The sequence below is a fragment of the Mesorhizobium sp. M7A.F.Ca.US.010.02.1.1 genome, assembly GCF_004023085.1.
GTDB lineage: Bacteria > Pseudomonadota > Alphaproteobacteria > Rhizobiales > Rhizobiaceae > Mesorhizobium.
Map to the genome: position 1 here is coordinate 300,320 of NZ_RZRV01000003.1, position 17,661 is coordinate 317,980.

17 protein-coding genes are annotated in these 17,661 nt (G+C 64.4%); 4 read left to right on the top strand and 13 right to left on the bottom strand.

Annotated features, from left to right (window positions below; genetic code table 11):
- Nucleotides 1-22 precede the first annotated feature (22 nt).
- From EOA19_RS04870 to EOA19_RS04930, 13 genes are all read right to left on the bottom strand, one after another.
- Nucleotides 23-445, bottom strand: a complete 423-nt coding sequence (locus EOA19_RS04870) for a hypothetical protein (RefSeq protein WP_128302874.1) — start codon at nt 443-445, stop codon at nt 23-25.
- 11 nt (nt 446-456) lie between these two features.
- Nucleotides 457-2,043 carry a phosphoenolpyruvate--protein phosphotransferase gene (ptsP, locus tag EOA19_RS04875; RefSeq protein WP_128302875.1) on the bottom strand — a complete coding sequence of 529 codons (1,587 nt, stop codon included), beginning with the start codon at nt 2,041-2,043 and terminating at the stop codon, nt 457-459.
- Nucleotides 2,027-2,329 carry an HPr family phosphocarrier protein gene (locus EOA19_RS04880; RefSeq protein ID WP_023811613.1) on the bottom strand — a complete coding sequence of 101 codons (303 nt, stop codon included), beginning with the start codon at nt 2,327-2,329 and terminating at the stop codon, nt 2,027-2,029. Before EOA19_RS04880 ends, ptsP begins: the two co-directional genes overlap by 17 nt.
- A gap of 21 nt (nt 2,330-2,350) precedes the next feature.
- A complete protein-coding gene (dhaM, locus tag EOA19_RS04885; RefSeq protein WP_013528085.1) occupies nt 2,351-2,740 on the bottom strand; it encodes a dihydroxyacetone kinase phosphoryl donor subunit DhaM in 390 nt (129 codons plus the stop codon).
- Entirely contained in the window at nt 2,737-3,339 is a 603-nt protein-coding gene (gene dhaL / locus EOA19_RS04890) for a dihydroxyacetone kinase subunit DhaL (protein ID WP_023811614.1), read from the bottom strand. The genes dhaM and dhaL overlap by 4 nt, the downstream gene beginning before the upstream one ends.
- A gap of 72 nt (nt 3,340-3,411) precedes the next feature.
- Nucleotides 3,412-5,055: a dihydroxyacetone kinase subunit DhaK gene (locus EOA19_RS04895; protein WP_128302876.1), complete on the bottom strand. Its 1,644-nt coding sequence runs from the start codon at nt 5,053-5,055 to the stop codon at nt 3,412-3,414.
- Between the two features lie 55 nt (nt 5,056-5,110).
- Complete coding sequence (locus tag EOA19_RS04900) at nt 5,111-6,124, bottom strand: ABC transporter ATP-binding protein (RefSeq protein ID WP_023811616.1); 1,014 nt, start codon at nt 6,122-6,124, stop codon at nt 5,111-5,113.
- Entirely contained in the window at nt 6,117-7,229 is a 1,113-nt protein-coding gene (locus tag EOA19_RS04905) for an ABC transporter ATP-binding protein (protein WP_023811617.1), read from the bottom strand. Before EOA19_RS04905 ends, EOA19_RS04900 begins: the two co-directional genes overlap by 8 nt.
- Nucleotides 7,230-7,231: 2 nt before the next feature.
- Entirely contained in the window at nt 7,232-7,435 is a 204-nt protein-coding gene (locus tag EOA19_RS04910) for a hypothetical protein (RefSeq protein ID WP_128302877.1), read from the bottom strand.
- Between the two features lie 343 nt (nt 7,436-7,778).
- Nucleotides 7,779-8,729, bottom strand: coding sequence for a carbohydrate ABC transporter permease (locus EOA19_RS04915; RefSeq protein WP_023811619.1), 951 nt, complete (start codon nt 8,727-8,729; stop codon nt 7,779-7,781).
- Nucleotides 8,726-9,694, bottom strand: coding sequence for a sugar ABC transporter permease (locus EOA19_RS04920; protein ID WP_031213403.1), 969 nt, complete (start codon nt 9,692-9,694; stop codon nt 8,726-8,728). Before EOA19_RS04920 ends, EOA19_RS04915 begins: the two co-directional genes overlap by 4 nt.
- 91 nt (nt 9,695-9,785) lie before the next feature.
- On the bottom strand, nt 9,786-11,117 hold the full coding sequence (locus tag EOA19_RS04925; protein ID WP_023811621.1) for an ABC transporter substrate-binding protein: 1,332 nt from the start codon (nt 11,115-11,117) through the stop codon (nt 9,786-9,788).
- Nucleotides 11,118-11,394: 277 nt separating this feature from the next.
- Nucleotides 11,395-12,084, bottom strand: coding sequence for a PIG-L deacetylase family protein (locus EOA19_RS04930; protein WP_023811622.1), 690 nt, complete (start codon nt 12,082-12,084; stop codon nt 11,395-11,397).
- Nucleotides 12,085-12,112: 28 nt separating this feature from the next.
- Between EOA19_RS04930 and EOA19_RS04935 the strand changes: the two genes are divergently transcribed.
- From EOA19_RS04935 to EOA19_RS04950, 4 genes are all read left to right on the top strand, one after another.
- On the top strand, nt 12,113-13,003 hold the full coding sequence (locus EOA19_RS04935; RefSeq protein ID WP_023811623.1) for a DMT family transporter: 891 nt from the start codon (nt 12,113-12,115) through the stop codon (nt 13,001-13,003).
- Nucleotides 13,004-13,050: 47 nt separating this feature from the next.
- The gene (hrpB, locus tag EOA19_RS04940) at nt 13,051-15,636 is read left to right on the top strand and encodes an ATP-dependent helicase HrpB (RefSeq protein ID WP_128302878.1); all 2,586 of its coding nucleotides are present in this window, start codon (nt 13,051-13,053) and stop codon (nt 15,634-15,636) included.
- 26 nt (nt 15,637-15,662) lie between these two features.
- The gene (locus tag EOA19_RS04945) at nt 15,663-16,994 is read left to right on the top strand and encodes an ActS/PrrB/RegB family redox-sensitive histidine kinase (RefSeq protein ID WP_128302879.1); all 1,332 of its coding nucleotides are present in this window, start codon (nt 15,663-15,665) and stop codon (nt 16,992-16,994) included.
- Nucleotides 16,995-17,079: 85 nt separating this feature from the next.
- Nucleotides 17,080-17,643 (top strand): ActR/PrrA/RegA family redox response regulator transcription factor, encoded by a 564-nt coding sequence (locus tag EOA19_RS04950; RefSeq protein ID WP_013528072.1) that lies wholly within the window; start codon nt 17,080-17,082, stop codon nt 17,641-17,643.
- Nucleotides 17,644-17,661 lie beyond the last annotated feature (18 nt).

Here is a 17,661-nt window from a genome sequence, read left to right on the forward strand (position 1 = left end):
TTGCGTAAAACAAAGCGTTCGATCAGCTACCCTTGCCAGTGATGCTGGTGATCTTCTGGATGAAGTCGTTTACCGCTTTGTCGAGCGCGGCGTTCTGCTTGTCGTCGCCGAAATCCGGCACGATCAGCGAGACATGCCGCGTCTTGCGCATGCCTGATGCGATCGACATTTTTCCCGGATGCGCCTGATGGTAGGCGGCGAGAAACTGGTCACGCTCGGCCGGGCTGAAATGGCACACCGAAAATATAGCCGGCAAATGTTTTGACGGAATCGGGATCGAATAGGCCGGGCTGGAAATCTGCGTGACGAAGCTGCGGTGCTTGCCGAGCGCATCGGCAAGGCGCTGGCGCATGCCGGATGGGCGCTGGTCGATGACGTGCGACAGGATCGTCTTGTAGGCGCGGATCGCCTCCTCGGAGCCAGGTTCGGGTTTGATGTCGACCATGCCAGCCGCGCCTAGACAGAAACGTCCGCGATGGCTGCCTTGGCCATGGCGAGTTGCGCCGGAGCGACGGAAAGATCGCGCAGGCCGGCCTCGAGCAGTGACGGTATCGAGGCGGGATCGCCGCCGGCATCGCCGCACAGGCTGACCGGTATTTTTTCTCGTTCGCCAAACGCGGTCACGGCAGCGATCAGCCGCAGCACGGCTGGATGACGGACCGAATTGAGATGCGCCACGGCAGCGTTATCGCGGGCAGCCGCCATGACATACTGGGTGAGGTCATTGGAGCCGATCGAGAAGAAGGCGGCATCAGTAAAGGCTTCCGGCACGATCGCCACCGAAGGCACCTCGACCATGATGCCAAGCGGCGGCATCTTGTGCGCGATGCCGCGCGTGGCAAGCACCGCCTGCTCCTCGGCGAACATCGCCGCTGCCTGCCTGTATTCCTCAACAATGGCGATCATCGGGAACATCACTTTCAGACTGCCATGCACGGCGGCGCGCAGCAGCGCACGGATCTGTACACGAAACACCTCCGGTCTTGCCAGCGACAGCCTGATTCCGCGTTGGCCGAGGAACGGATTGCTCTCGTCGACCGTGAAGCCTGGCACCGGCTTGTCGCCGCCGGCATCGACGGTGCGGATCGTCACCGGCTTGTCGCCGGCCCACTCCAGCACCTTGCGGTAGGCGCGATACTGCGTCTCCTCATCCGGCAGCGACTTGCCGAACAGGAATTCGGTGCGCATCAGGCCGACACCGTCGCAGGTGGCGATGTCGATGCCGTCGACTTCGGACGGGTCGGCGATGTTGACCTGCACGCGTACCGGCGTGCCGGTCCTGGTCGCCGCCGGCCGCGCCAGGAAAGTCCCGGCTTGGTCGCGGCGCACCGTGAACGACGAAGACAATTGGCGGAAGGCGTCGATTTCAGCCTTGGACGGCAACAGCACGATGCCGCCATGTTCGGCATCGAGCAGTGCAATGCCGGCAAAGTGAGCCGGCAAAGCACCAAGCCCGACTATCATGGGCACGCCGCGCGAGCGCGCCAGCATGGCGACGTGGCTGGCTGTGCTGCCCGCCTTCAGCGCGATGCCGCCGCCGCTGCTCCAGTCGGATTCGAGAAAGCGCGTCGGCGCGATGTCCTCGCCGCAGAGAATGGCGCCGGCTGGAACCTGGACGTCACCAGCCTCGGTCAGTGCCCGCAGCACCTGATCCCTGATGTCGCGTATGTCGGCGGCACGTGCGCGAAAGTAATCCTGGTCGGAAGCATCGTAGCCGGCGATTTCGGCGTCGAGCGCCTGCCGCCATGCCTGATCGGCCGGCTGGCCGGCGTGGATAGCGGCAAAGGCCGGGCTGCTCAGCGCATCATCTTCCAGCATGGCGATCTGGAACTCGAGGATGTCGGCGGCGTCGCCTTCAGCCGCGTCTATCAATGCGGTGAGGCGGCCCGCCGCGATGGCGATTGCGGTTTCGAGCGCCGCCTTCTCGTCGTCGGCCGTTTCTTTGCCGACATAGGAGCCGACAGTCTGGTCGAGATCGAACAGCGGCCCTTCGGCATAGCCGGCCGAGGCCGAAATGCCTTGCAGCCTAAGCGGTTCGGACATGGTCCGTGCCTTCGTCGAAATCGCGGCGCACCAGCTCGACCAGCGCATCGACGGCATCATCGGCGCCGTCGCCGCTGGCCCTGATATGCAGCAGCGTGCCTTTCGGCGCCTTGGCCGCCATCACCTTGACGATGCTCTTGGCGTCGAACCATGGCCCGTTGGCGGCCAGCGCTATTTCCACCTCGGCGGCGAAAGTCTTGGCCAGCTTGGTGAACTTCACCGAAGGACGCGCGTGCAGGCCCACCTCGTGGGTGACGACAACGGTCGCTTCGGCGGATGCGGACATGTCTTCAAGCTTCCCGTTCACTCACGACGGCGACAATTCGTGCGCCGTCGCCACCACTTCCCTGAGCGAGGCGCCGCCTGAGGCCTCGGTCGCCGCCATCACCGCGCCTTCGACGATCGGCGCGTTGCAGACGATGATCTTGTGCGAGCGTGGCTCGCCGATCATCTCCACCGCCATTTCCGAGTTGGTCTCGGCACCGCCGAGATCGACCAGAATGGCGACACCGGCTTCCGACCAGGCCTTGTCGATGGCGCCCATGATCGCCTCGACATTGGTGCCGAGCCCGCCATGGCCGTTTCCGCCGCACCATGCAAGCGGCACTTCGTCGCCCACCATCTGGCGCACCATGTCGGCCGTGCCCTCGGCAACCAGCGGCGAATGCGAAACGATGACGATGCCGACATTGCTCATGGCTGACCTTCCAACGTTTCGACGATCGTGCGCACCAGAAGCGCGGTCGAACGTGCACCGGCATCCATGTGGCCGATCGAGCGGTCGCCAAGGAACGAGGCGCGGCCACGCAAGGCTTTCATAGGCACGGTCGCCTCGGCCGCCGCGTCGGCGATATCGGCGATTTCAAGAGCTGTCTTTCCCTGCAGCAGCGCGTCATGCACCGGCTGCAGCACGTCGAGCAGGGTTTTTTGTCCGATCTGCGATTTGCCCCGCGCGGCCACCGCTTCGATCGCCTTGCCGAACGCTGCCGTCAGATTGGCGCGATTAGGCGCCGCTGAAATCTCCTTGCCGAGCGCCAGGAACAGGGTGCCGAATAGCGGGCCGGAGGCGCCGCCGACCGTCATCACCAGCTTGGTGCCGATCGCCTTCAGGGCATCGGGCAGCGGTTTGGCCGAAAATGCTTCGGCTTCGGCGCGCACGGCCTCGAAGCCGCGCTTCATGTTCAGCCCATGGTCGCCGTCGCCGATCGCCTGGTCGAGCGCCGTCAACTCCTCGGCGTGAGCGGCAATGGTATCCGCAGCGGCCGCGATCAGCCGGGCAAGGTTCAATGCCGCCATGTCACCCGCATTCCCGGTTTCCATGCCGCCCGCAGTATCGAAAGAACGCTCATTCGACAACTGGAGCATGAATCAGGCCGCTTCGTGGAGCGCGGCCGCCGCCGCGAAAACCTCGGCCACTGCATAGGCGCCGGGGTCGGCCACGCCTTGCAGCTTGCTGCCGACATAGGCGGACCGCCCGGATTTTGCCCTGTCCATGGCAGCGGTGGCCTCGGCACCATGGCGAGCCGCGATAGCCGCTTCGTCCACGCCCTTGGCATCGAGCGCTCTGAGGGCAGGCTCCAGGGCATCGACCATTGTACGATCCCCCATCCTTGCGCCGCCATAAAAGGTCATCCGCTCAAGGCCGGCAAGCAGCGCCTTGGCCAAGCTCGCGCCGCTATCCAGAGCCTGCGCCGCCGCCGTGAAGAAGATCGACAGCAGCACGCCGCTGGAGCCGCCCATCGAGGCGCTCAGAATGTCGCCCATCGCGCCAAGGGTCGCCGCCGGCTCGGCAAGCGGCAGCGCATCAAGCCGCTCGAGGATGCTGCGCGCGCCGGTCGCCACCGTCGAGCCCGTGTCGCCGTCGCCCGCCTTGGCGTCGAGCCCGTTCAACGTGGTTTCCAGCGCGATCAGTCGTTCGCAGATGGTGACGAGAAGAGAGCGGGTCCGTGCATCCTGGCTGGGCTTGCGTGCCGCGCTCTGTCCGGCCGCTTTCGCCATCGGCACCACGGCAGGCGGCACAACCGGCTTTGCCGGCATCCAGGCGTGCGGACCGACCGGCGCCTGCAAGGCCGTCTCGCGCGCGGGGTCGAGCCGGATCAGCGACAGCGAGAAGCCGTTCATGTTGAGCGCCGTCATCAGCGGGCCCGGGCCGATCGCCAGCTTGATGGTTTTGGCCAGCGGCGAGGCAAGCACTGCGTTGGCGATAACGGACATTTCGAGCGGCGGCACCGAACCGAGATTATTGATCAGCAAGGCGTGGCCGGCCTTGGGATCAAGCCGTGCCGCTAGGCGCGCCGCCATGATCGCCACCAGCCTGTCGGCGCTCTGCACCGCAATCCGCTCGACGCCCGGCTCGCCATGGATGCCGAGGCCGAGCTCGCCATCGTTCTCGCCGAACCTGTCTTCGTGCGGCTGGCCGGGAATCGAGCAGGACGACAGCGACATGCCGAGCGAAACAACGTCCTTCGCTGCCGCTCGCGCGACAGCCGCTATATCGGCAAGATCGTGCCCGGTCTCCGACAGGTGGCCTGATATCTTGTGGACGAACAAGGTGCCGGCAACGCCGCGCGGCTGGGCAATGTCGGGCAGCGCGATGTCGTCGGCGACGATCACCATCTCGACGGCAAAACCCTCGGCGCGCGCCTTCTCTGCCGCGAGGCCGAAATTGAGACGGTCGCCGGTGTAGTTCTTGACGATCAGCAGGCAGCCGGCCGAACCGGTGACCGCGCGAATCGCTGCCAGCACCGCCTCGACGCTTGGCGAGGCAAAGATCTCGCCCGAAACCGCCGCCGTCAGCATGCCCTTGCCGACGAAGCCGGCATGGGACGGTTCGTGCCCGGCCCCGCCGCCGGAGACGACGCTGACTTTCGTCCTGTCCCAGTCGGTGCGCAGGATGACCTTGATCTCGGGATAGCCGTCGAGGCGCGCGAGATCGCCGGAGCCAATGGTCCGTAACAGGCCGTCGAGCGCCTCGGTGACGATCGTTTCCCTGCGATTGAAAAAGTGCTTCATCGAATTCGTCCCGTACTGGCAAAGTCAAAACCGGTGCTGAATCACCGAAAACCGCTCACATCAATCGCTGTCCATCGGCGTCGAAATACAGCGGCGCCCGGTAGCGGATCACCACTCTGTCGCCCTGCGCCAGATCCGTGTCGGGATCGGTCAGCGTCACCAGTTTCTTGGTCCCTACCGTCACATGCAAATGGTTCTGATCACCGAGATGCTCCACCCAGTCGACAACGCCGTCGGCGTGACCATTCGCGGCCTTCGCGATCGAAAGATGTTCGGTGCGCGCGCCGATCGTCTTGGTCCCGGCCGGTGCGCCGCCGTCAGGCAGCAGTCCGGTTGGCAGAAGATTGATCGCCGGCTGGCCGAGCCTTGCCGCGACATGCAGGTTTGCCGGCTCGGAATAGATGGTGCGCGGCGAACCGATCTGCACCAGCACGCCATCGGCAAGGATGCCGATACGGTCGGCCATGGTCATCGCCTCGATCTGATCATGCGTGACATAAAGCATGGTGGCGCCGAGTTCGGTCTGGATGCGCTTCAGCTCGAGCCTGAGATCGCCGCGCAGCTTGGCATCGAGCGACGACAGCGGCTCGTCCATCAGGTAGATCGAGGGCTTGCGCACCAGCGCCCGGCCGATGGCAACGCGCTGCATTTCGCCGCCCGAAAGCTTGGTCGAGCGATTGGCGAGCTTGTGATGGATGCGCACCATCCTGGCCACCTCCTCGACCCGGCGGCGGATCTGCTCTTCCGGCATCTTTCGGGCCGGTGAGCGCAGCGGGAAGGCGAGATTGTCGAACACCGACAGATGCGGATAGAGCGAATATTGTTGGAACACAAAAGCCGTGTCGCGCTCCGCCGGCGACAGTGTCGTGGCATTGTGTCCGCCGATCTCGATCGTGCCGGTATCCGGCCGTTCCAACCCGGCGATGAGCCGCAGCGTCGTTGTCTTGCCGGCCCCGGTCGGCCCGAGCAGCACGACGAATTCACCATCTGCTATGTGCAGGTCGAGGCCGTCGACGGCGACATGGTCGCCGAAACTCTTGGTCACGTTCTTGATGTGCACCTCAGCCATGCTGGGCCCTCCGCTCCGAGGCGACATCGTGGATCGCGGTTCTCACCGCGCGGCCGGACCCCTTCTCGAACAGCGACAGCCGCGCGCTGCTCAGCGTCAGGCCGACATGATCGCCGGTCGAGAGCCGGATTTCAGCCGGCACGCGCGCCTTGATGATGCCGTCCGCCGTCTCCACCGCGACGATCTGCGTGGTGCCGAGATATTCGGTGCCATAGATGGCGCCACGCAGCTTGGAGGCGTCGTCGAAGCGTATGTGCTCCGGGCGGATGCCGAGCGCCATGTCGCTCGGTGCGATGTCCTCGCGCACCTCCGGCACCGCCACCTTTGCACCTTGCACGATGATCTCCCTGGCGCCCTTGGCGAGTCCGCCGCCAAATCCCAGAAAGTTCATCGGCGGCGAGCCGATGAAGTCGGCGACGAACATGGTCGCCGGGCGGTCGTAGATTTCGCGTGGGCTTCCGAATTGTTCGATGACACCATGGTTCATCACCGCGATCTTGTCGGCCATCGACATCGCTTCCATCTGGTCGTGCGTGACATAGACCGTCGTGGCGTGGATGCGGTTGTGCAGCTCGCGCAGCTCGCGGACCATCAGATCGCGGAATTCGGTGTCGAGCGTGCCGAGCGGCTCATCCATCAGGAAGCATTTTGGCCGCCGCACGATGGCGCGGCCGAGCGCGACGCGCTGGCGGTCGCCGCCGGCCAGGCCGGAGACGGATTTGTTGAGCAGATGGTCGATGCGCAGCAGCTTCGCCGTCTCCTCGACACGGGTGCGGATTTCGGCCGAAGGCATGCCTTGCGCCAGGAGCGGGAAGCCGATGTTCTTGCGCACATTCATGTGCGGATAGAGCGCGAAGAGCTGGAAGACGAAGGCGATGTCGCGCTCGCGGGCCCGCAGCATGGTGACGTCGTCGCCGCCGAGCAGGATCTGGCCGCCGGTCGGCAATTCGAGCCCCGCGATCATGCGCAAGGTCGTCGTTTTGCCGCAGCCCGACGGGCCGAGCATGACGAAGAACTCGCCATCCTCGACGACGAAGTTGGAATCCTGCACGGCGACGAAATCGCCGAAGGCCTTTCTCAGGTGCTGGACGCGAATTTCGGCCATGATTATTCCGGGAATTTCGAGACGATGATGAACATCACGGTGCCGGCGAGCATGGTGATGAAGGAATAGGTGTAGAGCGACAGCGCGAAGGGCTGGAACAGCATCAGGAAGCCGATGGCGATTAGTGCCGTCGCGATGTTTTCCATCAGCCCGCGCCGTGCCCAGCGAGGCCATGATGATTTCCTGGAGATGGCGGCGCGCGTCATACGTAGCCTTCCTTTTCCACGTCCAAAGGGAGAGATGGCTGCCAGGTGGTTCCCCCACTCCGTCGCTGCTTCGCAGCGCCACCTCTCCCCCCTCCGGAGGGAGAGGAAGGGAGCCTGGCTGAATTAAGTTCGCGCCCTTCCTCTACCCCGTCGATCGGGGGAGAGGTGTCGAGCGAAGCTCGACGGAGTGGGGGTCGACCTGACGCGGCGCGAGACGATACACGTGCCTGCTTGCCATGCACGCTCTCGCTAAATGCTAAGCGTTCGCAAATGTGTCGATCCCGTAGCCGTGAACGAGGAGAGGGTAAACGGTGACACCGGCGGCCTCTTATTCCCACATCAATCATTTGCGCACCGCGCCGAAGGTGATGCCGCGCAGCAATTGCTTGCGAAGCAGGATGGTGAAGACCAGGATCGGCACCAGGAAGATCGTCGTGCCGGCTGCGACCGCCGGCCAGTCCTGGCCGCCTTCGCCGATGATGGTCGGGATGAAGGGCGGCGCGGTCTGCGCCGTGCCGGAGGTCAGAAGCGCTGCGAAGGCATACTCGTTCCAGGCGAAGATCAGGCAGAAGATGGCGGTCGCTGCAATGCCCGTGGTCGCCTGCGGCAGCACGGTGCGCCAGAAGGCCTGCAGCCGCGTATAGCCGTCGATCATCGCCGCCTCTTCGTACTCGCGCGGGATTTCGTCGATGAAGCCTTTCAGCAGCCACACCGCCAGCGAAACATTGACTGCCGTGTAGAGCAGGATCATGCCAAGCGCGGTGTCGGACAGGCCAAGCTCGCGGTACATTAGGTAGATCGGAATGGCGACGGCGATCGGCGGCATGAAGCGCGTCGACAGGATGAAGAACAAAAGGTCGTCGGCGAGCGGCACCTTGAAGCGCGAGAAGCCATAGGCAGACAGCGTGCCGAGGAACACGGCGCAGAAGGTCGAACCGAAGGCGATGATCAGCGAATTGACGAAGCGCGGCAGGAAGTTGGACGGGCCGGCGATCACCATGTTGCGCTTGCGCGTGGTCTCGTCGCAGAAGCCCGTCGCGGGACCCAGCGAGTTGATGTATTCCGGCGTCTGCCGCGTCCGCGTCGTGAACAGATTGCAGTAGCCTTCGAGGCTGGGCTGGAACAGGATCTTGGGCGGATAGGCGATCGAATCCGGCGGCGTCTTGAAGCTGGTGGCGAAGATCCACAGCAGCGGCACGATCGAGATCAGCGCGTAGAGCACGATGATCGTGCCGGCGATGCGCTTCGAATTCGTGGACGGTGCGACGACCGAGTGGGCAGTGGTCAGGCTCATCTCTGCTTCACCTTGTTGAGCGCCTTGACGTAGATGTTGGCCAGCCCGAACACCGCGACGAACAAGATGATGGCGAAGGCCGAGGAGTAGCCGGTGCGCCAGCTCTCAAAAGCCTGCCGCTTCAGCGTGATCGAGGCGACCTCGGTGGTCGAGCCCGGCCCACCGCCGGTCAAGAGGTTGACCATGTCGAACATCTTGAAGTTCTCGATGCCGCGAAACAGCACCGCCAGCATGATGAAGGGCAGCGCCATCGGCAGCGTGATCGACCAGAACTGCCGCCAGTTGGAGGCGCGGTCGACCTCGGCCGCCTCGTAGATGTATTCGGGGATCGAGCGTAAGCCGGCGAGGCAGATCAGCATCACGTAGGGCGTCCACATCCACGTGTCGACGATGATGATCGACCACGGCGCCAGCGACACGTTGGAGAGCATCTGGATATCGGTTGGCGGGATCCTCGTGACGAAGGAGATGGCGTAGGCGAACAGGCCGATCTGCGGCTCGTAGAGGAAGCGCCAGAAATTGCCGACCACCGCCGGCGACAGCATCATCGGCACCAGGATCAGCGTCGTCCAGAAGGCATGGCCGCGAAACTTCCTGTCGATCAGCCAGGCCAGCGTGAAGCCGATCAGCGTCTGCAACAGGATGGTCCAGAACACGAAATGCGCCGTCGTCTGCATGGCGATCCAGATATCCTTGTCGCCGAGGATGCGCTGGTAGTTGGCGAAGCCGAGATTCTTCACCACCTCGTTCGGCCGGTTGGCCCGGTAGTTGGTGAACGACAGATAGATCGCCCAGAACAGCGGAAAGATGTTGATGGCCAGCAGCAACAGGATCGTCGGCGAGATGAACAGCCAGGCGAGGCCCTTGTCGCTGATGCCCCGGACCTTGCCGGCCAACGGTTCCGGGGTCGCCCGGGCAACGTTCTCCGCAGTCCGATTGAGCATGGTGAGTCCTGCTTCGGTCACTTGGTCGTCTCTGTCATGGAATTTATCTGAACTGCGTCCCGTGCCAAGGGCGGCACGGGACGCTAGGGCCCTAGCTCGGGAGGAGCCGGGGTTACATCTTGCCGTCGTCCTGGAAGACCTGCGTCCAGTCCTTGACCAGGCCGTCGAGCGCATCCTTGGCCGAGCCCTGGCCGGCCACGACATAGTCATGGAAGCGTTTCTGCGAAGCCTGCAGCAGCGGTGCGTAGCTCGGCTCGGCCCAGAAGTCCTTCACGATGGCCATCGAGTCGAGGAAGGTCTGCGCGTAGGGCTGGCTGGCCGGGAACTTCGGATCCTTGACCACCGCGTTGAGGCAGGAATAGCCGCCGAGGGACCACCATTTGGCCTGCACGTCCTTGTTGGCGAACCACTTGATGTATTTCAGCGCCGCCTCCTGCTTGTCGGAATAGGACACTACCGAGATGCCCTGGCCGCCGAGCTGGGCGAACTGCTCACCGTCGGGACCCTTCGGGTTGACGAAGTAGCCGATCTTGTCGCCGCCGACATTCTCGTCCTTCTGCAGGCCCGGCCATGTGAAGGCGAAGTTCATGTGCATCGCCACCTGGCCGGATTTGAAGGCATCGACGCCTTCGCCCATGTAGCTGTTCGACGCGCCCGGAGGGGTACAGCAATCATAAAGCGCCTTGTAGAATTCCAGGCCCTTCACCGACTTGTCGGAGTTGACGAAGCCTTCCATCTCGTAGGGCTTCTTCGGGTTTTCGTACTGGAAGCCGTAGCTGTAGAGCACGTCCATGGCGCCCATGGTGATGCCTTCCGAGCCGCGCTCGGTATAGATCGAGGCGCCGTAGACGGTCTTGCCGTCAATCTCGCGCTTCTGGAAGAACTCGGCGACCTGCTTCAACTGGTCGAAGGTGGTCGGCGGACCGAGATCCCAGCCGTACTTCTCCTTGAATTCCTTCTGCAGCTCCGGCTTGGAGAACCAGTCCTTGCGATAGGTCCAGCCGACGACGTCGCCCATGGCTGGCAGCGCCCAGTAGTTCGGCGTGTTCTTCGGCCATTCCGAATAGCCGACGACGGTTGCCGGCACGAAGTCGTCCATGCTGATCTTCTCCTTGTCGAAGAAGTCGTTCAGCTTGACGTAGTGGCCGTTCTCGGCCGAACCGCCGATCCACTGGCTGTCGCCGATGATCAGGTCGCACAATTTGCCGTGCGAATTCAGCTCGTTGAGGAAACGGTCTGCATAATTGGTCCACGGCACGAACTCGAATTTCATGCCGATGCCGGTTTCCTTGGTAAAATCCTTGGACAGTTCGACAAGCGCGTTGGCCGGGTCCCAAGCGGCCCAGCACAGCGTCAGGTCTTCAGCGTGCGCGACATTCGAGACGGCTGTCGACGCTGTGATCGCCGAGGTCAGTCCCAACGCCAGTTTCAAGCTCGATTTCATGACTTCCTCCCATTTGCGAAACGCGCCCGGATGACGGTTTCAAAAAGCCCTCAACCCCTCTCCTCAGGGGCCCAAACATGGCGGCGCGGTCACGCTGCGGATGTTTAGTAATTTGTTTAGTGATGCAATTTTTACTAAACAAGGCAAGCGAATTCGTTGCTGCGCCGCAGCATGCTTATGGCGATGTCTGAAAACCTTGGGAAAAGCGCGGGTCGCTGGTCGGCCTACCGAAGCTCTTCAGGCCGATTCTGACCAGGACGTGGGGCAGCCTCGGTTTTCAATCCACCCTTCTGGTGCTCACCATCACCTTGCGGATTGGCGGCGCCGGCGGCAGCAGCGCGCGGATATCGGCGAACGGGAACGACGGTTCGAAACGGAACGCTTCGGCCGATGAGCCTTGCGCGCTGTTGCACTGGCCGGCGCGAAAGGCGTTCTGTGTCCGCGCGATGTCGACGAAGCGGTCGGGATCCTGCGACTGATGCATTCGGATCGCCTCAGCTTTGACGTCGGCATACCCGGAAATGTCGACGTAGTGCGTCGGCGAAAAACCGGTGCCGCCCATCGTGTCGGCATGCAGCACCGGGACGGCGAAAGACGCCGCGATGCGCACGCCGTCCGACAGCGCGCGATGGTCGGCGTGATAGTCGTTGGGCGCATGCGTGATCACCAGATCCGGGCCGGTTTGACCAATCAGTGCTTTCAGAGCTCCGATCAGCGCTGCATCGGCCACCAACTCGCCGTCCGGGAAGTCGAGGAAGCGTGGCATTGCGCCTACCAGCGCAGCCGCGGCCGTTGCTTCATCGCGACGGACACGAGCGAGAACAGCGGGATCACTCGTGCCGCCCCTGGCACCATCCGTGGCCATGGCAAAAGTGAGCTCTGCGCCTTGCGCGGCATAGGCGGCCATCGTACCGAACATGAAGATCTCGATGTCGTCCGGATGCGCACCGAGCGCTAGGATTTTCAAATCACTCTCTCCCCGGAACTGGAACAACGTGACGAACGGAATCCTGCTCGCCCTGATCGCCTACGCAAGCTATTCGGGCAGCGATGCCGTTGTCAAAAGCCTGGGCGGTCAGCTCACGATCTTCGAGATCGGCTTTTTCATAACCTTGTTCGCGGGCTTCTTCCTATTCTTCACGCGACCTGCGGGCGAACGCTGGCGCGATTTCTGGCGCACCAAAAGGCCATGGGCGGTGCAGGCGCGCGCCTGGGCGGGTATCGCTTCCGGCGTGCTCAGCGTCTACGCCTTCACCACCATTCCGCTGGCCGAGTCCTATGCGCTGATCTTCCTGGCGCCGCTCTGCGTCACCATCCTCTCCACGGTGATCCTCAAGGAGAAGGTCGGCCCCTGGCGCTGGCTGGCGGTGGTCGCCGGTTTTGCCGGTGTCATGCTGGTGGTGCGGCCTGGCTTTCGCGAGCTCAATCTCGGCCATCTTGCCGCCTTCGGCGTTGCCTTCCTCGCCGCCATCAGCGTCATCCTGATGCGCTCGCTGGCGCAGCAGGAAAAGCGCACCACCATGCTCGGCGTGCTGGTCGGTTGCGGCCTGCTGTTCAACGGCATCGGTGCCGCCGCCACCGCCTTCACTGTTCCCAGCGGAAAGCAGTTGCTGTGGCTGGCAATGGCCGGAGCCTTCACCGCAGGTGGACAATTCCTTCAACTGCTGGCCATGAAATACGCGCCCGCCAACCGCGTTGCGCCGACGCATTATTCGCAGATCGCCTGGGCGGTGGTCCTCGGCGCGTTGTTCTTCCAGGAATATCCGGACGGGCTGTCGCTGGTTGGTCTGGCGGTCGTTGGCGGCGCCGGCCTGTTGACCATGGTGCGGGAGGAAGCGCGGCTGGGCACCGTGCGCTGGAACCCGTTTTCGCGCACCCGGCTTTGAACCGTCTCTGGTTGCGCCGTGGCCACAACCGCTGATATGCGGGCGCCATGACCACAAAACCCCTGCCGGAGCTTCCTGTATCTGCCGTGCTGCCGGCGCTGAGGGAAGCGCTCGGCCATGGCAACAGCGCCGTGCTGGTGGCGCCGCCGGGCGCCGGCAAGACGACGCTGGTGCCGCTGGCGCTGCTTGACGCGCCTTGGCTCGGCGCCGGCAAGATCATCCTGCTTGAACCGCGCCGCCTCGCCGCCCGCGCCGCCGCCCGCCGGATGGCTGAATTGCTTGGTGAGGAACCTGGCGCCACCGTCGGCTATGCCATGCGCATGGAAAACCGCATTTCGGCAAAGACCAGGATCGTAGTCGTCACCGAAGGCGTGCTGGCGCGCATGATCCTCGACGATCCCGAATTGCCCGGCGTTTCGGCTGTCATTTTCGACGAATTCCACGAGCGTTCGCTCGATGGCGATTTTGGGCTCGCACTGGCGCTCGACGTGCAGGGTGCGCTGCGGCCGGACCTGCGCTTGGCTGTGATGTCGGCAACGCTCGACGGCGCGCGGGTCGCGAAACTGCTGTCGGGTGCGCCGGTGATCGAGAGCGAGGGGCGCGCCTTTCCTGTCGACATCCGCTACGACGAGCGCCCTACCGGCATTGCCATCGAGGACGCGATGGCCAAGGCGATCCGCACAGCCCTTGCCGACGAGATCGGCAGCGTGCTTGCCTTCCTGCCCGGCCAACGCGAGATCGAGCGAACCGCCGAGCGGCTGGCCGGCAAGGTCGGCACTGAAACCGACATCGTGCCGCTCTACGGCATGCTCGACGGCAAGGCGCAGGACGCCGCGATCAAGCCGGCGCCTTCAGGCCGCCGCAAGGTGGTGCTGGCCACCTCGATCGCCGAAACCTCGATCACCATCGACGGTGTGCGCGTCGTCATCGATTCCGGCCTGTCGCGCCTGCCGCGCTATGAGCCGGCCAGCGGCCTCACCCGGCTGGAAACCGTGCGTGTCAGCAAGGCTTCCGCCGACCAGCGCGCCGGCCGTGCCGGGCGCACGCAGGCTGGCGTCGCCATCCGGCTGTGGCGGGCCGAGCAGACGGCTGCACTTCCCGCTTTCACGCCGCCGGAAATCCTCGAGGCCGATCTGTCCGGACTGCTGCTCGATTGCGCTGCCTTTGGCGTTGCCGATCCGGCAGGGCTCGCCTTTCTCGATCCGCCGCCTGTTCCGGCCCTTAGTGAGGCAAGGGCACTGCTGCGCGCGCTGGATGCCGTCGACGAGACGGGCCGCCTGACGGAGGCGGGTGCAGCGATGCGCAAGCTCGCTCTGCCGGTGCGGTTGGCGCACATGGTTGCCGAGGCAGCCGGCAGCGGCCATGCCTTCGAAGCGGCGATGCTTGCGGTGCTGCTCACCGAACGCGGTCTTGGTGGCGACGGCGCCGATCTGGAGCGACGGCTGATGCGCTTTCGTGGGGAAAGATCTCCGCGCGCTACCGCCGCCAAGCAGCTCGCCGAACGGCTGGCGCGGCAGGCCGGCACCTCTTCACCCTCCCCCTTGTGGGGAGGGTCGATCCGCGAAGCGGAGCGGGGTGGGGGTAGGCCGAGCGCTGCACTCCCACCCCGTCTCCCTCGCCTTGCTGCGCAAGGCGCGCTCGCCGACCCTCCCCACAAGGGGGAGGGTAAGTCAGCCGGTCCCCTGCTCGTCCACGCCTGGCCGGATCGGGTGGCGAAGGCGCGTGGCGAGCGTGGCCGTTTCGTGCTGGCCAACGGCTCCGGCGCCATGCTCGACGCCGGCGATCCGCTGGCGGGCGAGCCGTTTCTGGTCGTCGCCGACTTGCAGGGCAAGGCACAGAATGCGCGCATCACGGCGGCGGCGGCGATCGGCGAGGACGATGTCCGCGCTGCGCTGGCGGACAGGATCGAGGTCCGCCGTGAAACGAGCTTCGACCGCGACAAGCGCGCCGTGCGCGTCCGCGAAACAGTGCGCCTTGGCGCCATCACGCTTGCCGAGCGCATGCTGCCGCCGCCAATCGGTGCTGACGCTGATCGCGCCGTCCTCGATGCGGTGCGCCAGCACGGGCTGTCGCTGCTGAATTGGAGCAAGGAGGCGCAAACGCTGCGCCAGCGGCTTGGCTGGCTGCATCGCGGCCTTGGCGCGCCCTGGCCCGACATGGCGGATGCCGCCCTCATCGAGCGCCTCGACGACTGGCTGCTGCCTTACCTCGCCGGCGCGGCATCGTTTGCCGCCATCGATGCGGGCGTTGTCTCGGCCGGACTGACCAGCCTCGTGCCGCATGATCTGCAGCGCAGGATCGATACGCTGGCGCCGACCCATTTCGATGCCCCGTCGGGCAGCCATGTGCCGATCCGCTATGACGGCGAATGGCCGGTGCTGGCGGTTCGCGTGCAGGAGCTGTTCGGCCTCGACCGCCATCCTTCGATCGCCAATGGCGCCGTGCCGCTGACGCTCGAACTCCTGTCGCCGGCGCACCGGCCAATCCAGACGACGCGCGACCTGCCCGGCTTCTGGCGCGGCTCCTGGGCCGATGTGCGCGCCGACATGCGCGGCCGCTATCCCAAGCATGTCTGGCCGGAAAACCCGCTGCTCGCCGCCGCCACCGCCCGCGCCAAACCGCGCGGGACCTAGCGTTCCTGGTCCTACGGCTGTAATTCATGGCCATGATCAACGTTTTGCGTTCGCCCGATTTCCAGCAGAGCCAGAGACTGCGCCTCAACACGCTGATCCGGTTGCGCTGGCTTGCCATTGTCGGTCAGAGCCTGACGGTGCTCGTCGTCGCCTATGGGCTGAAGTTTCCACTGCCGGTCAGCCTCTGCTTTGCCCTAATCGCCTGTTCGGCCTGGATGAACCTGTTTCTCGCCTTTCGCTTTCCGGCGGCGCACCGGCTCACGCCGCTTGCGGCCTTCGGCATCCTCATCTTCGACAGCCTGCAGCTTGCCGGCCTGCTCTACATGACCGGCGGCCTCACCAACCCGTTCTCGCTGCTGATGACCGTGCCTGTCGTCATTTCGGCGACATCGCTGCCCCTGCGCCTGACCGCCATCCTCGGTGGGCTGGTCATGTCGGCGGCGACCTTTCTGGTCTTTGTCCATCTGCCGCTGCCCTGGCATGAGGACGCGCCGCTGGCGATGCCTTTTCTCTATGTCGCCGGCATGTGGATGGCGGTGCTGTCCTCGATCGCCTTCACCGCCATATACGCCTTCCGCGTGGCCGCCGAAGCCCGGCTTCTTGCCAATGCGCTCGCCGCAACCGAGCTCGTGCTGCAGCGCGAGCAGCACCTTTCGGCACTCGACGGGCTGGCCGCCGCGGCCGCGCACGAGCTCGGCACGCCGCTCGCCACCATCGCGCTTGTCGCCAAGGAGATGGAAAAGGCGCTCGGCAAGGATCCGAAATACGGGGAAGACGTGACGCTGTTGCGTTCGCAGAGCGAGCGTTGCCGCGAGATTCTCAAGCGGCTGACCAGCCTGTCCTCCGAGGGCGAGGCGCATCTTTCGCGGTTGCCATTGACTTCGCTGGTCGAGGAGGTCACCGCGCCGCACCGGGACTTCGGCATCTCGATCAAGCTTCGGCCCGGCGAACGCATCGGCCCCGAGCCGGTCGGGCGACGCAATCCGGGCGTCATCTACGGCCTCGGCAACTTGGTCGAGAACGCCGTCGATTTTGCCCGCAAAAGCGTCACCGTGCGCTGGAGCTGGGACGAGGCCACCGTCACCTTCTCGATCATCGATGACGGCCCCGGCTTTCCGGCCGAGATCATCGACCGCATCGGCGAGCCCTATATGTCGACGCGCCAGGGCAATGAAACCGGCGGCGGTCTGGGCCTCGGCCTGTTCATCGCCAAGACCCTGCTCGAACGCTCTGGTGCCGTGCTCGATTTCCGCAATTCGAGCGGCCTGGGCGAGGGCGCCATGGTCCAGATATCGTGGCCGCGTGGTGTGTTCCTCAATCCGGAAATCACTTCGGCCAGCATGTTCGACACCGCCTGAGAGCCTTGAAGGACCTCTAAAAATTGGACAAGGAGGCTCAGGAACTATATTTGCGTAAAATTAAGGCAGCAGGAATTTTGAGACTATGACAGGCGACGAGAATATTGGCGCAATGGTTGAAGGCGAGGACACCTCGCTGCTTGTCGTCGATGACGACAAGCCGTTCCTCACGCGTCTGGCCCGCGCCATGGAAGCTAGAGGCTTCGTGGTCGAGACGGCCGAGAGCGTCGAGGAGGCGGTTGCCAAGGCGCGCGCCAATCCACCCGCCTACGCCGTGGTCGACATGCGGCTCGGCGACGGCAACGGCCTCGACGTGGTCGCGGCCATCCGCGAAAAGCGCGAGGATTCCCGCACCATCATCCTGACCGGCTACGGCAACATCGCCACCGCGGTGACCGCGGTGAAGCTCGGTGCGGTCGATTATCTCTCCAAGCCCGCCGACGCCGATGATATCTTCGCGGCACTCACCCGCACCGCCGGCGAGCGCGCGGCGCCGCCGGAAAACCCGATGTCAGCCGACCGCGTTCGATGGGAGCATATCCAGCGCGTCTATGAGATGTGCGAGCGCAACGTCTCCGAGACAGCGCGCCGGCTCAACATGCACCGACGCACCTTGCAGCGCATACTGGCCAAGCGGGCGCCGCGTTAAGGCCGCCGTTTGCCATCT

Bases quoted from the DNA above. Each gene is read 5' to 3' on its own strand.
- EOA19_RS04900 (WP_023811616.1), bottom strand. From the start codon at position 6,124: ATGGCTGAGGTGCACATCAAGAACGTGACCAAGAGTTTCGGCGACCAT.
- EOA19_RS04925 (WP_023811621.1), bottom strand. From the start codon at position 11,117: ATGAAATCGAGCTTGAAACTGGCGTTGGGACTGACCTCGGCGATCACA.
- dhaM (WP_013528085.1), bottom strand. From the start codon at position 2,740: ATGAGCAATGTCGGCATCGTCATCGTTTCGCATTCGCCGCTGGTTGCC.
- EOA19_RS04905 (WP_023811617.1), bottom strand. From the start codon at position 7,229: ATGGCCGAAATTCGCGTCCAGCACCTGAGAAAGGCCTTCGGCGATTTC.
- EOA19_RS04880 (WP_023811613.1), bottom strand. From the start codon at position 2,329: ATGTCCGCATCCGCCGAAGCGACCGTTGTCGTCACCCACGAGGTGGGC.
- hrpB (WP_128302878.1), top strand. From the start codon at position 13,051: ATGACCACAAAACCCCTGCCGGAGCTTCCTGTATCTGCCGTGCTGCCG.
- dhaL (WP_023811614.1), bottom strand. From the start codon at position 3,339: ATGGCGGCATTGAACCTTGCCCGGCTGATCGCGGCCGCTGCGGATACC.
- EOA19_RS04915 (WP_023811619.1), bottom strand. From the start codon at position 8,729: ATGAGCCTGACCACTGCCCACTCGGTCGTCGCACCGTCCACGAATTCG.
- EOA19_RS04945 (WP_128302879.1), top strand. From the start codon at position 15,663: ATGGCCATGATCAACGTTTTGCGTTCGCCCGATTTCCAGCAGAGCCAG.
- ptsP (WP_128302875.1), bottom strand. From the start codon at position 2,043: ATGTCCGAACCGCTTAGGCTGCAAGGCATTTCGGCCTCGGCCGGCTAT.
- EOA19_RS04950 (WP_013528072.1), top strand. From the start codon at position 17,080: ATGACAGGCGACGAGAATATTGGCGCAATGGTTGAAGGCGAGGACACC.
- EOA19_RS04910 (WP_128302877.1), bottom strand. From the start codon at position 7,435: ATGACGCGCGCCGCCATCTCCAGGAAATCATCATGGCCTCGCTGGGCA.
- EOA19_RS04895 (WP_128302876.1), bottom strand. From the start codon at position 5,055: ATGAAGCACTTTTTCAATCGCAGGGAAACGATCGTCACCGAGGCGCTC.
- EOA19_RS04870 (WP_128302874.1), bottom strand. From the start codon at position 445: ATGGTCGACATCAAACCCGAACCTGGCTCCGAGGAGGCGATCCGCGCC.